Source organism: Pseudomonas sp. Z4-7 (genome assembly GCF_051131965.1).
GTDB lineage: Bacteria > Pseudomonadota > Gammaproteobacteria > Pseudomonadales > Pseudomonadaceae > Aquipseudomonas.
Map to the genome: position 1 here is coordinate 3,324,440 of NZ_CP071642.1, position 15,666 is coordinate 3,340,105.

Here is a 15,666-nt window from a genome sequence, read left to right on the forward strand (position 1 = left end):
CAGGGAACGCGGTGTGTCAGTCTGGTTGAGTTGAATGGATGGGGGCTGCTGCGCAGCCCAGCGGGAGCAAGCTCCCTCGCCACAAAAAGCGGTTCTTCTCAACGGCTGGTTGCCTGGCCCAACAAATGACTCATCGCAATCTTCAGCTTCATCGGCCGCACCGGCTTATGCATCAGCGTGTGCCCGCGCTCGCGGATCTGCTGCTTGAGTTCGTTGCTGTAGTTGGCCGTGATCATCATGGCCGGGATCGGTGAGGTGCGGCAGGCGTTGATCCGGGCCACCGCGTCCATGCCATTCTGATCGTGGTCCAGGTGATAGTCGGCAATCAGCAAATCCGCCTCGGCGCGGTAATTGTCCACCTGGCGTGCCAGGTCCTGTTCCGACAGTGCAGTCACCACGCGGCAGCCCCAACCTTCGAGCAAGGTGCGCATGCCGGCACAGATCGCCGCGTCGTTGTCCAGCACCCAGACCCGCGCGCCACGCAGGCGTTCGAGCATCGGCTCGCTCATATCCAGGCACGCCAGCGGCTTGGGTGCGGTAGCGCTGAGCGGCACCTCGATGGCGAACACCGAGCCCTGGCCCGGCCAGGAGCGGACCTTGATCGGATGCCCGAGAATCCCGGCGATCTTCTCGACGATCGCCAATCCCAGGCCGAGTCCGCGATCCTGGTCAGGGCGCTGGACGTCCCCACGCTTGAACTCCTGGAAGATTTCCTCCAGCCGATCCTGGGCAATGCCGATACCGGAATCCCAGACTTCGATCGAGACACGGTTACCGTGACGCCGGCAACCCAGGACCACCCGCCCGCTGGGAGTGTAGCGAATGGCGTTGCTCAACAGGTTGCGCAAGATCCGCGCCAGCAACTGAATGTCGCTGCGCACCAGCACCGAACAAGGCACGAAGCGCAACGCCAGGCCCTCGCTACGCGCAACCTGAAGGTATTCGGCGGCCAGGGTGTCGAGCAGCTCACTGAGGGCGAACGGCGCCACATCGGCCTTGATCACCCCGGCATCCAGCTTGGAAATATCGACCAGGGTGCCCAACAGGTTTTCCACGTCCTGCAGCGAATTGCTGACGTTGCGCACCAGTTGGGCGTTCGCCACCGGTTCGCGGCGTTCGAGCAAGGCGCTGGTGAACAGCCGCGCCGCGTTCAACGGTTGCAGCAGGTCATGGCTGACCGCGGCGAGAAATTTAGTTTTCGACAGGTTGGCCCGCTCGGCCTCGCGCTTGGCTTCGCGCAGGCGCAGCTCGACCCGGCTGCGCTCGTCGATCTCGCGTAACAGCTGGTCGTTGAGCGTGGTCAGCTCGACCGTGCGCTCCTGCACGCGCTGCTCCAGGTTCTGGTAGGCCTGATGCAGGGCCTCGGCGGTGCGGCGACGTTCGGTGATGTCGCGGATCAGCACGAAGATGCCCACCACCTCGCCATTGGCCAGCCGATTGGGCACGTAGGAGCGCAGCATGTAGCGCTCCTGGTTGTTGATGTTGGTCTCGGCGAATTCAAAGGTCACGCTCTCCCCGGCCAACGCTCGGGCCACGTAGGCTTCCAGGCGCTGGTAATGCTGCTCGCTGTGGGCTTCGCGCAGGCTTTGGCCGAGCATCACGCCCCGCGGCCAGCAATACCACTGCTCATAGACCTTGTTGGTGAATTCGTAGACCAGGTCGGCGTTGAGGTAGGCGATCAGTGCCGGTACGTGATCTGTGATCAAGCGGATCCAGCGCTCGCTTTCGCTCAGTGCCTCGGCATGCTGGTAGCGCTCGGTAATGTCAGTGAAGGTATTGACGTAGCCGCCGGTCGGCAGCGGATGAGTCCGGATCTCCAGGACCCGGCCATCGGACAGGCGCTGTTCGCACTCCTGGATCAACCGGCCATTGCCGTCGCGACTGGCCGGCGTCAGCAGTTGCAGCTCACTGTCGGCGATCACCTCGTTGAATGGCCGATGAGCCGCCACCGGCGCCAGGCCGCTGAGCTCCAGGAAGCGCCGGTTCCACAATTCCAGTACGCCCTGGGCATTGACCATCGCTACGCCCTGGGACAGGTTGTCCACCGCGCGCTGCAGCAAGTGGGATTTCTGCGCGATGGCTTGCTCACGGCGTACGGTTTCGCTGAGTTTGACGTCAGTGATATCGGTAAACAGGAACACCCGCCCGCCCTCCTGGGTCGGCCGTTCGCTGACCTGCAGCCAGCGGCCGTTCTGTAATCGGTACAGCACCGGCTCATCGGGCTGGCCGCGGGTTTCTTCGCTGAACAGGCCATTGGCGGTCATCAGGCGCTTGACCTCGCCCAGGCGCATCCCCGCGATGATCCGCACCCGGCTGTGGGCCCAGAACGCCTTGAAACGGCTGTTGAAGAGGACAATGCGTTGCTGTTCGTCGAACAGCACGAACGCATCGGAAATGCTCTCGATCGCATCGATCAGATGGCGATGGGCGGTTTCCGCGCGCAGCCGGGCTTCGCCCAGCAGATGGTTGCCGGCCTTGAGCTCGGCCATCGCCTGGTTCAAGGCGTCGGTGCGCTCGCGGACCTGTTCGGCCAGCACCACCGAATGCTGGAACGCTGCGTACGGGTCGCTGCCACGGGTCACGCCGGATTCGACTCGCTCGATCAGCGCCGCGTTGATGCGCCGCAGCTTGTGGTTGTCGTGTTGCAGGGCAGCGATCTGTGCCTGCAGTTCAGCGATGACCGGGGACGCGATGACGGGCAATGGCAACTCCGGTGAAGGTCTGGTTGATGTGCATGCCATTGAACTGTTCTCCATAGGTGTTGAACCCCATCACCCTTTGTTCGCGCAGGAACTGGCCGATCTGCTCCAGGCCAGCGCTGTCTTCCAGCTCAAGGCGCCTGAGGAAGCAGTCGCAGCCGATGGTCAATAACAGGTCCCCCAGGCGCTCCTGCAAGCCGTCAAACAACGCTTGCAGGTTATGCAGCAGAGGCCCCGGGCGCATGGCCGTGAGCACGATGCCGTTCTCTACGGCGCAATAAAAACTCAGGCTCAGGTCCGAGTGGACTTGCTGGATCGCCCGCACGTAGTACTGATCGTTGATGCGCACGGCCAGTGGGTGGGCGGCAATGATCCGGTAATCCAGCGCGCTGACCGGCACACCGATATGCCGGGCGTATTCTTCGGCGGCGGGTTCGGCATTGAGCTCGTAGACCCGCCGCGAGGCGCTGTCGGCGCCGGTCACCACCAGCTTCTCCTGGCGAGGCAGGATGTGATGGGTGGTGAACACCTCGAACTCCAGCCAGGTATTGATCAGCACCACCACGGCGGCGCCGCTGTGGAACTGGCCTTCAAAGTAGACGTGGGTGTGGGTCAGGTAATTGTCATCGCCGGCCGAGCCACCGAAATGCGGGATGTCGCCCAAGGCTGCGCTCAACGCGGCCAGTACCATTTCCTCGCGACTGGACAGGCCGTCGAGCAAGGTCAAGGCAAAACTGTGGCCCTTGATCGGCGCCAGAACGTTACTGCGACAGCCACCGGCCAGTCGCTCGACCATCTGCTGGGCGTCGATCAGGCTGAAGTGCTCCATCTCGCCGATCAGCTCGGCGGCAATGGAAAAATGCCGATGATCGAACCCCACCGCCGTCACGCAGTTGCGACCGTAGCCCTGCGGGGTGATTTCCCCGGCGCTGGTGCAACCGACCAGGCGAATCCCGCCGAAACTGCGTGACAGCGCCTGGCCCAGGGCCGGCAAGTTGTATTCGGCGGAACAGAAAAACAGCACGAAACCCAGGTACGGGTGCAACAGCTGTCGCGCCAATTCCTGGGCCACTTGCTCGACGTCCGTTGCCTGGGACATGGCGCTGACCACACCTTCGCTCTGGGCCTGCTGCATCTGCGCCTCCGACGGTGCGTGATAGAGCCCTGAGTGTACGAACCCGCGCCCGGCGGACGAATGCTACTTGGGTAGCGGGTGGACACTTCCATGGGAGGAGAACCGAGGATTTGTTCGCAACCGTGGTGAGGGAGCTTGCTCCCGCTGGGCTGCGCAGCAGCCACTTGAACTGGCATTGAGGTATATCAGGCTCATTCAGTCAGATTTTTGGGGCCGCTTCGCACCCCAGCGGGAGCAAGCTCCCTCGCCACGCCGGTGCGGCCTTACCAGGTCAGCACAGCCCCCACCGCGAAGGTGTCGGTGTCTTCGTTCTGCGCGTTGGTGTCGTGGCCGTTGATTTCGAACTGGTTGTATTCGGCGACGAGCTTGAGGTTGTCGTTGATGTCATGAAACAGCGCGACACCGCGAGTCTCGTAGTCGGCGCCACTGCCGACCACTCCGTTGCCGTCGTCCTCGGTCTTGCCGTAGGACAGCGCCAGGCGATTCTTGCCGAGCTTGTAGGAACCCTGCAGCAGATATCCCTTGCTATCGACATTGCGCAGCGTGGCCTCGCCGGCGTTATTGGTGAAAAACGGGTTGATGCCCTTGGCCTGGAACCCGGAGCCGGTGAGCGAGAGCCCGCCCATCTTCGCTTGCACGCCATAACCCAGGCCTTTTGAGGTGACCGATTCGACACGGGTATCGGTGTTATCCGAGGTCTGGTAGCTGCCGTTCAGCCAGCTGTAGATCTTCGCGCCGCCGAGATCGAACTGATAGGTGACCTCGCTCTCGGTACGCGGGTTTTCCTGGTAGGCCTTGCCGGTGGCGCTGCTGTCGTTGGTGTCCACCGGGTCCATGATGCCCACCGCCACACGCAACCCGTCCATCACCGGAGTACGGTAGGTGATCTGCGAAGTCGGGAACGGGTATGGGTAGCCGCTGCCGATATTGCCGAACGACACCCCGCCGCCGTCCACCAGGCCGAGGGTGTCGCTGACCTGGCCGTAACCGGCGAGCAACTCATCAAGCAGGATGTTGGATCGAGCAAACAGGCCGAAGTCCTTGCCGATCAGCACCTCGCCCCACTCCGGATTGGCGACGGTGCCGTAGAACTGCCGCACGTCGATGACGGTGTCGGTGCCGTTGGTTTCGCTGTCATTGATGGTCACCCAGAACGAGGCGCGGGCGCCGAGCTTGAGGTCATCGACCTGCTTGCCCATGTTGAAGCCCAGGTAGTTGGGCAAAAAGCCCATCTTGACCCGCGACTGGCGCCGGTCGAACTGCTCCCCGGCCCGGTCCACGTCGCTGTTGACGTAGAAAGCGTTGATGTAGCCATCGGTGGAGAAAGTGGTCTGGTCCTTGTCGTACAACATGATTTCGGCTTGCGCCCAGGGCGTCAGGCCCAGGCTCGACAGGCCGGCGATGACCGCAGGCAAAAAACGCAGGCAGGTATTCTTATTGTTGTGCATGGCGCGCTCCGCAACAGGGGACGGGATGTCGGAGGCGATTATCGAAAGGCAACCGGGCGGGTCATACGCTGCCTTGGAGGGGATTACCGGCTGCTTTGGCAGCGCCGGCACGGCGCGGCAGTTTGGGTGTAAGACGGCGAGGCTGGCGGGCGCGGTACTTTGGGTGGGGGCCAGCGGTATTGCCCGAGAAGGCAACAGCAGGCCCTGTGGGAGCGAGCTTGCTCGCGATGGCGCCGGATCATCAACATAGATGTCGGTTGATACACCGCTATCGCGAGCAAGCTCGCTCCCACAGGTTTCTCACCATGTTGCTCTTGTGGCGAGGGAGCTTGCTCCCGCTGGCCTGCGCAGCAGGCCCATGGGCTTCGGATCAGAACCGCGGTTTGACCGTGGTCCAGTCCGGCCGATAACGCCGCATCTGCCGCACATCGTCGCGCTGGCGAATGCCGCAACTGAGGAACTGCTCATGCAGCTTGCCCAGTTGATCGCGGTCCAGCTCCAGGCCAAGGCCCGGCGCCCGGGTGATCTTCACGCAGCCGTCGACAAACGCCACCTTGCCGCCCTTGATCACTTCTTCATCCGGTTCCTGCCAGGGGTAATGGGTATCGCAGGCGTAATCCAGGTTCGGCACCGAAGCCGCCACGTGGGCCATGGCCATGAGGCTGATGCCCAGGTGCGAGTTGGAGTGCATCGACACGCCCAGACCAAAGGTCTCGCACATCTTCGCGAGCAACTGGGTATCGCGCAGCCCGCCCCAGTAATGGTGGTCGGCCAGGACAATCTGCACGCTGTCCTGCGCCACGCTGCGGCGGAACTCGTCGAAGTCGGTGACCACCATGTTGGTCGCCAGCGGCAGGCCCGTGCGCTTGTGCAGCGCGGCCATCCCTTCGAGCCCGGGCGTGGGGTCCTCGTAATATTGCAGGTCATCACCGAGCAGCTCGGCCATGCGGATAGAGGTCTCCAGCGACCAGTTGCCATTGGGATCGATGCGCAGCGGCAATCCCGGAAAAGCCTGTTTCAAGGCCTTGATGCAGGCCACTTCATGCTCCGGCTCCAATGCCCCGGCCTTGAGCTTGATGCTCTTGAAACCGTACTCCTCGATCATCCGTCGGGCCTGGGCGACGATCTGCTGCTCATTCAGCGCTTCGCCCCAACTGTCTGCGGGATACGGTGAGTCGATATGCTCGGCGTACTTGAAAAACAGGTAGGCGCTGAACGGCACTTCGTCGCGGATCGCACCGCCCAGCAAATCCACCAGCGGCACATTCAGGTAATGCGCCTGCAAGTCCAGGCAAGCGACTTCGAAAGCGGAATAGGCATTGCTCACTGCCTTGCTCGCATGGGAGCCCGGCGCCAGTTCCGCCCCGGCGACGCTCGCCGGTTTGTGGGCAGCCACGGTGGCCTGGACGATAGCGCGCAACTGGTTGAGATTGAACGGATCGAGGCCGATCAACTGGCTCTGTACCTGCTGCTGGATCGCCAGGGCCGGCGCATCGCCGTAGCTCTCGCCGAGGCCGATGTAACCGTTGTCGCTTTCGATCTCGATGATCGAGCGCAGCGCGAACGGCTCATGAATGCCGCTGGCGTTGAGCAGAGGTGGATCGCGAAAAGCGATGGGGGTCACGGTAACGCGTTTGATCTTCATGCAGCGGCTCCCGATGGGCCAGGTTTCAGGGCTTGAGAATTGTTCAGCAGGTCAGCTTCGACCGGGTTTTCAGGCTGGCCGGACAGCGCGCCAGGTTTGCCGCGCCCCGGTTGGGTCCGGGCGAAAAAGATCACCACGGCGGCAACCAGCGAGGTGATCGCCAACCCATACAGGCCGCCTTCGATGGAACCGGTGGTCTGCTCCAGGAATCCGAAGGCCGTCGGGGCGACGAAGCCGCCGAGGTTGCCGATGGAATTGATCAAGGCAATCACCGCCGCCGCGATGCGGGCGTCGAGATAGCCTTGGGGGATCGGCCAGAACAGCGCCGAGGCGGCCTTGAAGCCGATGGCCGCGAAACAGATGGCGACGAAGGCAAAGATCGGCCCGCCGGTGGTGGACATGAACATGCCGAACGCGGCGATCACCAGCGTCACCGCGACCCAGGCCTGCTGGAACTTCCACTTGCCGGCCAGGGCGGCAAAGCCATACATCGCGACGATGGAGATGATCCACGGAATCGAGTTGAGCAAGCCGACCTGGAAATCCCCCAGGTTGCCCATCTTCTTGATCATGCTCGGCAGCCAGAACGTGGCGCCATAAATGGTCAGGGCAATGGAAAAATAGATGAAGCAGAACAGCGCGATCTGCCGGTCGGCGAGCAATTTGAACATTGAAGGCTTGATGACCTGGGCGGCTTCCCGCGCCCGCTGCTCTTCGGCGATGGCGGCGATCAACACGGTTTTTTCTTCAGCCGTCAGCCATTTGGCCTGGCTGGGGTGCGATTGCAGCCAGAACCAGACAAACCCGCACAGCACGATGGACGCGCCGCCTTCGATCAGGAACATCCATTGCCAGCCATGCAGGCCCAGCCCGCTGATGTGCAGCAAGGCGCCGGATACCGGCCCGGAAATCACCGAGGCGATTGCCGAACCGCTGAGGAAGATCGCCATCGCCTTGCCGCGCTCGTTGGCCGGCAACCATTGGGTGAAGTAATAGATGATGCCGGGGAAGAAGCCCGCCTCCGCCGCGCCCAGAATGAAGCGCAACACATAAAAACTGGTTTCGCCACGCACGAACGCCATGGCCATGGCCGCCGCGCCCCAGGTGAACATGATGCGCGTCAGCCAAGCCCGGGCGCCGTAGCGCTGCAAGAGCATGTTGGACGGCACCTCGAACAGCGCGTAGCCGATGAAGAACAGCCCGGCACCGAGGCCATAGGCTGCAGCGCCAATGCCCAGGTCGGTTTCCAGGTGGCTGCGGACGAAGCCGATGTTGACGCGGTCGATGTAGTTGACGATGAACATCACCACCACCAACGGCAGGACGTGACGTTTGACCTTGGCCGCGGCGGTGGCCAGGGTCGAGTCCGATACGTGATTCAAGGGTGCCTCCCAATCTTGTTTTTGTGGGGCTTTCTGCTTTTGCGAGGAGCGGATTGATGATGGACGCGAGGGATTGTTCCCGTCTAATCTAACTTGGCACTTGATTGATACCAGGATTGAATCAATGTTTGAACTGGCCCAACTGCGCTGCTTCACCACAGTGGCAACCGAACTGAATTTCCGCCGGGCCGCCGAACGCTTGAACATGACCCAGCCGCCCTTGAGTCGACAGATCCAGTTGCTGGAGCATCACCTCGGCGTCGAGCTGTTTACCCGCAGCACCCGCAGCGTCGCCCTCACCGCAGCCGGCCGGGCATTTTTCATCGAAGCGCAGAACCTGCTGCAACAGGCGCAACAAGCCGCCGAGGCCGCCAAGCGTTTTGCCCAGGGCGATATCGGCTCGGTCACCATCAGCTTCGTCGGAAGCGCGGTGTATGAATTCCTGCCCAAAGTCATTGCCGAGGCGCGGCTCAAGCAGCCACAGGTCAAGATCGTTCTCGCGGAGATGAACACCTACCAACAGCACGAAGCCTTGCGCGCCCGGCGCATCGACCTCGGCATCGTTCGTTCGCCGTTGCTGGAAACCGGCTACGCCACCGAATGCCTGGTACGCGAGCCGTTCGTCCTGGCCGTGCCGGCCGGCCATCCGCTGGCCAGCGCCGAGTCTGTCAGCGTGCAGGATCTGGACGGACAACCGTTCCTCATGTACTCCCACTCCGCCTACCCACCCTTCAACGAACTGCTCACCGGCATGCTGCGCTCGGCCCGCGTCGCCCCACAGTTCGTGCAATGGCTCGGTTCATCGCTGACCATCCTGGCACTGGTCAACGCCGGCATGGGCGTGGCGCTGGTGCCCCGGTGCGCGACCAGCGTGGTGTTCAAGCGGGTGGTGTTTCGCGAGATCGACCTGGGCGAAGGCGTGCAGAGCGAACTGCATCTGGTTTGGCGGGAGGATAACGACAATCCGGCGTTCACGATGCTGTTGGAGGGGATTCGCGGGGCGGTTCGGGAGGGGTTGTGAGGACGGAGCCAGATGCTCGCGCTATCGGCTGACTCCGCAATAGGAGCATGAACTCGAAAAGCGGCTCAGACCTTACGGTTAAGCGCATCGGCCATGGTTTCAATCTCCTGTCGCATCCACAACTTTTGCAACCAACCGGAGGGTATACCCTGTATTCCATAAAAGGCACCGGCCACTTGCCCGACAATGGCTGCGGTGGTGTCAGCGTCGTCGCCCAGGTTCGTTGCTGCCAGTACTGCATCAGCGAAATTGTCCGTGTGAGAAAAACACCACAGCGCCGCTTCCAAGGAAGCTACCGAATAGCCAGTGCCCGCCACTTCACTACGGGCCTTTCGCTGATACGTTCCTTGGGCGACCGCGATTACTTTGGCCTCGGTCAGTTGTTCGGACGATATACGCAACACGTCCGTCTTTGAATCACCGCTCAACGCGTTGCCGATAATATCGGCCAACACCTGGCAGCACTCCACCGCCTCGCTTGCCCCATGAGTCGTCCGTGAACTCATCGCGGCGAATTCGTGCATACGGTTGCGATCCGGATAAAAGAACAGCACAACCGGTGCCAGGCGCATAAGCGAGCCATTGCCAGCCGTCTGTGGATCGGTGTTACCCGCGAATGGGTCGCCATGAGCTTGATAGCGCTCCAGTGCGTCGCGAACGGTCATGCCGATGTCGAAACAAGCACCAGTGGAACTCAGGTAACCCCAGTGCCACCAATTAAGGTACCGACCCATCTGGTCAGCTGCATCAAAACCACCCTTTTGCAACAGACTTTCCGCGAGACATAAAGCCATGGAGGTGTCATCGGTCCATTGGCCTGGCTGGAGGTTGAAGGGGCCGCCACCGACCATGTCGGCTACAGGTGGAAAGGAATTCCGTGGCTTGAACTCAACAGTAGTGCCAACGGCGTCGCCACACGCCAAGCCCAGCAGGCATCCGCGATAGCGGTCCAAAAGTGTCAGGGCCATTCTGATTCCTTCCATTTTAGTTTCATTCGCGTCCAAGCAGCGACAGTCGCCGAAATAATAACGGCTGGGCGCGTCCAAGTAACCTGACTGCAACCTTCTCTATCAATTTACGACGCACTGCGAGTTGGCTATTCCCGCCACGCCACGCCACGTTGTACGATGACCGACGAGAGCTCACGCCTCGTTCCTGCATACCTACAACAACAAGGAAATTCTCATGAAAAAAGCGCTATCGGTCATCGGCTTCCTGTGCCTGTTCAGCGGCTACGCCGCAGCCGCCCCCGCCTCGGCTGAAAAAGAGGTTGCCGAAGCGGTCGACCACCTGACCCAGGCCATGCTGCACAAGGACATTCCCCAGCTTCAGGCGCTCGCCGCCGAGAACCTGACTTACGGCCATTCCAGCGGCAACATCCAGGACAAGAAAGCCTTCATCGCCGACATCGAAACCGGCAAAAGCGCGTTCAAGACCCTGGAGATGAAGAATCAGAAAATCACCCTGTCAGGCGATGTGGCCCTGGTGCGCAATCATTTTTCCGCGCAAGCACTCAAGGGCACCGAAGTGATCCCGACGGAAATCGAGAACTTCCAGATCTGGCAGAAGCAGAATGGGAAGTGGCTGCTGATCGGGCGTCAGGCGTTTCGGTTCTGATCGCGGGTAGCGTTATTTGAGGTAATGGTGATCCATCGTGGCGAGGGAGCTTGCTCCCGCTCGGTTGCGAAGCAGCCGCAAAAAAGGGGCCGCTGCGCCCGAAGCGTCGGACCGGCCCAGCGGGAGCAAGCTCCCTCGCCACGGGGAATCCAGCCAGGCCGGGGGGGTGCTTTCAACCCTCGGCCCATTGCTGCCGATACCCCAACAGAAAATCCACAAACGCCCGCACCCGTTGCGGCACGTAACGGCCGTGGGGGTACAGCAAGGTGAACGGGCGCGAGCGTCCCGCGAACGGCGCCAGCACTTCCACCAGTTGCCCGTCCGCCAATTCCTTTTCCACGATGAATCTGTAGGTCTGGAACAATCCCGCGCCATGCCTGGCCAGCGTTACGCCGCCCAGCACATCATCGGAACAGCAATACCCGCCCTGCCCGAACACCTCCTTCTCCTTGCCCTCGACATTGAACAGCCAGGAGATACGCCGCCCGCTGCTGGGCAGTTCGAACTGGATGCATTCGTGTAAGTCGAGGTCTTCCAGGGTGAGCGGCGTGCCGGCCCGTTGCAGGTACTCCGGGGACGCAACCACCACCAACCCGGCGTCTTCCAGCAATCGGGCGATCATTGAAGAATCCGGCTGGGCGCGTACCCGTATCGCCAGGTCATAACCTTCGGCAACGAAGTCAATGTTGCGGTTGCTCAGATGAACATCCACGCTGACCTGCGGGTACAACGCGCGGAATGTCGGCAGCAGCGGCAGGATGCGATGATGACCATAAGTCGTGGGCACGCTGATGCGCAGTTGCCCGGACGGCACCGTTTGCGCGCCCATCACTTCCTGTTGCGCCTCGACCAGTTGCGTCAACGCCTGGCGACATTGCTCAAAAAAGGTCCGGCCGGCATCGGTCAGCCGGATGCTTCGGGTGGTACGCACGAACAGCCGCGAACCCAGGCGCTCCTCCAGGCGAAAGATTGACCGGCTCACCGCCGCCGGAGTCACCCCGGCCACCTGGGCGGCCGCCGTGAAGCTGCCCGCCTCGGCCGCCAGGCAGAACAATTCGATGCTGCCCAACTGCAAATCTTCGAAATGCCGCTTCATGATTCATTACACCGCGTATCAACAGAAGATTCCCGATGCCTGTTTATCAGCCCGTGACGTATAAATACAGTGGTCATCGATTGCGCGGCATCTGCTGCGCACGTTCCTCAACTGGAGTGCATCATGCCTTTCGTCAATGTTCGTATCACCCGCGACGGCGTTACCCGCGAGCAGAAAGCCCAGGTCATCAGCGAAATCACCGAGACCCTGCAGCGCGTGCTGGGCAAGGACCCGCACCTGACCCATATCGTGATCGAGGAAGTCGACACCGATAATTGGGGTTACGCGGGCATGACGACAACCGAGTATCGAAGCAAGCCCAAGGAATGACCCTTCATCCCTGACGAGCCCGGTCCGATTGACCGGGCTTTTTTCTGCCCACCATCCCGCGACCTCTGTGGGAGCGAGCTTGCTCGCGATGGCGGCGGGTCAGACAGTTCAAATGTGACTGATGGGCCGCTATCGCGAGCAGGCTCGCTCCCACAGGGAAAGTTGCGCCAATCGCAGCCATTGATTACACCAAGTATCAACTCAAGTACCAGAACCCCCATTTATCAAATTCGAGCGCATCAATAACCTGATCTCAACCCCGCCAACCCAGGCGCAGCGGTTCTAACCCAACGGGATCAGGAGTCAACATCATGAGCAATCGGAAAACCATCATCATCACCGGCGCGTCCAGCGGCATCGGCCTTGGCCTGGTCAAGGCGTTCCTCGCTCGCGGCTATAACGTGGTGGGCAATGCCCGCTCGCAATCGGGCCTGGATGACGCGGCCGGCCAGCTCGGTCACCCGGCGAGCTTCATCGGCGTGGTCGGTGACATTGCCGCCCCGGCAACCTCTACCGCCCTCGTCGGCAAAGCCATCGAGGCGTTCGGCGCGGTGGACGGGCTGGTGAACAACGCCGGGTTCTTCCTGCCCAAACCCTTCATCGAATACAGCCCCCAAGACCTCGAATCGCTGTTGGACACCAACCTCAAGGGGCTCGTCTACGCCAGCCAGGCTGCTGCCGCGCACATGATCAGTCGCCGCCAGGGTTTCATCATCAACATCTCCGCCTCGGTGGCCCTGCAACCGAACATCCAGGTGCCGGCAGCGCTGCCAGTGCTGATCAAGGGCGGTGTCAACCAGATGACCCGTGCCCTGGCGCTCGAACTGTCGCCGCACAACATCAAGGTCAACGCGGTAGCGCCCGGCATCATCGACACGCCGATGCATGACCCGGCCAATCGTGACTTCCTCAACAACCTGGCCCCGGCCGGTCGGGTAGGCACCATCGACGAGATTGCCGAAGCGGTCCTGTACCTGGCGGGTGCCGATTTCACCACTGGCGCGATCCTGCCGGTGGACGGTGGGATGAGCACCGGCAAGTGGTAAAAAACAAAACCCCGAAGGCGAAACCTTCGGGGTTTTTCGTGCAGCTTGGCCTGGTCGCTACAGCGTGTAGGAAATACCTGCCTGCACGGTGCGCGGCGCGCCCGGATAGGCGTACACACCACCAAACGCGCCCTCCTCGTAATCCGCATCGAACAGGTTCTTGAGGTCGAGGTTGAGGCGAATGCGCTCGTTGACCTTGTAGTAGCCGAGCAGGTCAACCACCGTGTAATCGTCCATGGTGAAGGTGGTGGCCGCGGTGTTGCCAGCCCGCTCGTCGACGTACCTGGCGCCCAGGCCAAGGCCCAGTCCCTTGAGGCCGCCGTCCTGGAACTCGTAGACGTTCAACAGGCTGACGGAGTTCTTCGGCACGTTGAGCAAGCGCGTCCCCGTGGGGATGCTGACGTCCTTGGTCACTTCGGCATCCACGTAGGCGTAGCCGCCAATCACGCGCCACTCCGGCGTCAGGTTGCCCGCCACGTTCAGGTCGAAACCACGGCTGCGCACCTCGCCGGCCGCCACGCTGAAGGTCGAATCCAGCGGATCGGGTGTCAGCACGTTGCGTTTTTCGATCTGGTATATCGCCGCATCGACGCTCAACTGACGATCCAGCGCCTCCCATTTGATGCCCATTTCGTAAGACTTGCCTTCCTCCGGCTTGAACCCGCCCCCTTCGCGGCTGGCGCCGTTGTTGGGTTTGAACGAACGGGCGGTGTTGGCATAGACGGCGACCGTGTCGGTCAGGTCATAGATCACGCCCAGGCGTGGGGTGACGGCGTTGTCGGTGACGTCCCAGTTGCGGCTGCCGGGACGCGCCTGGGGAACGAAGGTTTCGTACTCATGCTCGAACCGCTCGAAACGCGCACCGGCCAGCACCTTGAGACGCTCGGTCAACGCCACCTGGTCCTGGATGAAAAAGCCAAAGGTCTTGAGGTTTTCCTGGTCATTGGTGGGCGTACGGGTCAATGCCGGGCGCGGCTGCCCATACACCGGATCGAAGATGTCGATCGGATACGCACCGGCACCGGCAGCAGAGCGCTGGATGATCGACTTATAGTCGTAGTCTTCATACTCGACGCCGGTCAACAGCGTGTGCTCGAACCCGCCGGAGGAGAAATGCCCGGTGAGATTGAGCTGGGTATCGCGGTCGGTCCATTCCAGTTTGCGATAGTTGAAGTTGCGCCCCAGGGTCCGCCCGTCGGCGCCGATGCCGTTGGCTTCGACGGCGTTTCCCTGCAACGTGCCGTCGAGCCACTGAGTGCCACCGGCGAGGGTCCAGTCGTCGTTGAGCATGTGCTCGAAACGCACCTGCAGCATGCTGTTGTCGTTGTGCAGCTTGCCGGCGTCTTTCTCACCGAAGAAGGTATCGCGGGACGCCGTGCCGCGCTGGCCGGGATAATGGGTCAAGCCACGGTCCAGCGGATGATTGTTGCGCATGAAATCGCCTTCGAACGTCAGGCGCGTGGTGTCGTTGACCTGCCAGGTGACCACCGGGGCGATGCCATAACGCTCGGTCTCGACGTGATCGCGAAACGTATCGCCGCCCTCGCCGATCACGTTCAGGCGATAAGCCAGGCGCCCTTCTTCATCCAGCGGCCCCGACGCATCCAGGGTGCCGCGACGCATGCCTTGGTCACTGACCTGGCTGCCCAGGGTCACCGTGCGCTCGGCCAGCGGTTGCTTGGACACGATATTGAACGTGCCACCCGGGTCGCCACGGCCATACAGCATCGTCGCCGGGCCGCGCAGTACCTCCAGCCGCTCGATGGTGTTGGCATCCGGCATGTTCGGATACCCGCGGTTGATCGGGAAACCATTGCGGTAGAACTCGCCCGTGGTAAAGCCGCGCACCGTAAAGGTGGTCAGGCCCTGGCCGCCGAAGTTGTTGGCCCTGCCGACGCCACCGGCATAATCAAGGGCATCCTGAAGACGCGTGGCGCTGAGGTCCTCCACCACATCGCGGGATACGACGGAGATCGATTGTGGGGTTTCATGAATCGCGGTGTCGGTACGCGTGGCACTGGCCGAACGGGTCGCGTGGTAGCCCTTCACCGGCCCCTGCGCGGTCTCGAAGTCCGAGGTGCCGACGATATCGGTGGCTTGCAGCTCCAAAGGCGCCCTGTCCGTCGTGCCGGGTTCTTCTGCCCAGGTGGAAATGGAATAAGCCTGGAGCACACACAGAGAAACGAGTATCCGACGCATCGACACACAATCCTAACGAAAGAACGCCAGCCTGGAGGCCGGCAGGAA

At 61.8% G+C, this 15,666-nt stretch carries 12 protein-coding genes; 4 read left to right on the forward strand and 8 right to left on the reverse strand.

Annotated elements, in window-relative coordinates; all coding sequences use genetic code 11:
* Positions 1-98: 98 nt before the first annotated feature.
* From nahK to J3P91_RS15010, 5 genes are all read right to left on the reverse strand, one after another.
* A complete protein-coding gene (gene nahK, locus J3P91_RS14990) occupies positions 99-2,741 on the reverse strand; it encodes a hybrid sensor histidine kinase/response regulator NahK/ErcS' (RefSeq protein ID WP_434600885.1) in 2,643 nt (880 codons plus the stop codon).
* Positions 2,671-3,834 carry a nitric oxide-sensing protein NosP gene (gene nosP / locus J3P91_RS14995; protein WP_434600886.1) on the reverse strand — a complete coding sequence of 388 codons (1,164 nt, stop codon included), beginning with the start codon at positions 3,832-3,834 and terminating at the stop codon, positions 2,671-2,673. The genes nahK and nosP overlap by 71 nt, the downstream gene beginning before the upstream one ends.
* 263 nt (positions 3,835-4,097) lie before the next feature.
* The gene (locus tag J3P91_RS15000; RefSeq protein WP_434600887.1) at positions 4,098-5,282 is read right to left on the reverse strand and encodes a porin; all 1,185 of its coding nucleotides are present in this window, start codon (positions 5,280-5,282) and stop codon (positions 4,098-4,100) included.
* Between the two features lie 370 nt (positions 5,283-5,652).
* The gene (locus tag J3P91_RS15005; protein WP_434600888.1) at positions 5,653-6,927 is read right to left on the reverse strand and encodes a glucarate dehydratase family protein; all 1,275 of its coding nucleotides are present in this window, start codon (positions 6,925-6,927) and stop codon (positions 5,653-5,655) included.
* Positions 6,924-8,231: an MFS transporter gene (locus J3P91_RS15010; RefSeq protein ID WP_434574164.1), complete on the reverse strand. Its 1,308-nt coding sequence runs from the start codon at positions 8,229-8,231 to the stop codon at positions 6,924-6,926. Before J3P91_RS15010 ends, J3P91_RS15005 begins: the two co-directional genes overlap by 4 nt.
* Positions 8,232-8,433: 202 nt before the next feature.
* Here J3P91_RS15010 and J3P91_RS15015 point away from each other — a divergent pair, with 202 nt between their 5' ends.
* Positions 8,434-9,330, forward strand: coding sequence for a LysR substrate-binding domain-containing protein (locus tag J3P91_RS15015; RefSeq protein WP_434600889.1), 897 nt, complete (start codon positions 8,434-8,436; stop codon positions 9,328-9,330).
* Positions 9,331-9,395: 65 nt separating this feature from the next.
* Here J3P91_RS15015 and J3P91_RS15020 read toward each other — a convergent pair whose 3' ends face one another.
* Complete coding sequence (locus J3P91_RS15020; protein ID WP_434600890.1) at positions 9,396-10,298, reverse strand: ADP-ribosylglycohydrolase family protein; 903 nt, start codon at positions 10,296-10,298, stop codon at positions 9,396-9,398.
* A 217-nt stretch (positions 10,299-10,515) separates the two neighbouring features.
* On the opposite strand from J3P91_RS15020, the gene J3P91_RS15025 reads away from it, so the two are divergent.
* Positions 10,516-10,947 carry a nuclear transport factor 2 family protein gene (locus tag J3P91_RS15025; protein WP_305500832.1) on the forward strand — a complete coding sequence of 144 codons (432 nt, stop codon included), beginning with the start codon at positions 10,516-10,518 and terminating at the stop codon, positions 10,945-10,947.
* A 172-nt stretch (positions 10,948-11,119) separates the two neighbouring features.
* Here J3P91_RS15025 and J3P91_RS15030 read toward each other — a convergent pair whose 3' ends face one another.
* Complete coding sequence (locus J3P91_RS15030) at positions 11,120-12,043, reverse strand: LysR family transcriptional regulator (RefSeq protein WP_434600891.1); 924 nt, start codon at positions 12,041-12,043, stop codon at positions 11,120-11,122.
* Between the two features lie 123 nt (positions 12,044-12,166).
* Here J3P91_RS15030 and J3P91_RS15035 point away from each other — a divergent pair, with 123 nt between their 5' ends.
* Positions 12,167-12,373 carry a tautomerase family protein gene (locus J3P91_RS15035; RefSeq protein ID WP_030140737.1) on the forward strand — a complete coding sequence of 69 codons (207 nt, stop codon included), beginning with the start codon at positions 12,167-12,169 and terminating at the stop codon, positions 12,371-12,373.
* Between the two features lie 311 nt (positions 12,374-12,684).
* A complete protein-coding gene (locus J3P91_RS15040) occupies positions 12,685-13,419 on the forward strand; it encodes an SDR family NAD(P)-dependent oxidoreductase (protein ID WP_434600892.1) in 735 nt (244 codons plus the stop codon).
* Positions 13,420-13,476: 57 nt separating this feature from the next.
* Here the strand turns inward: J3P91_RS15040 and J3P91_RS15045 are convergent, their stop codons facing one another.
* On the reverse strand, positions 13,477-15,618 hold the full coding sequence (locus J3P91_RS15045) for a TonB-dependent siderophore receptor (protein WP_434600893.1): 2,142 nt from the start codon (positions 15,616-15,618) through the stop codon (positions 13,477-13,479).
* Positions 15,619-15,666 lie beyond the last annotated feature (48 nt).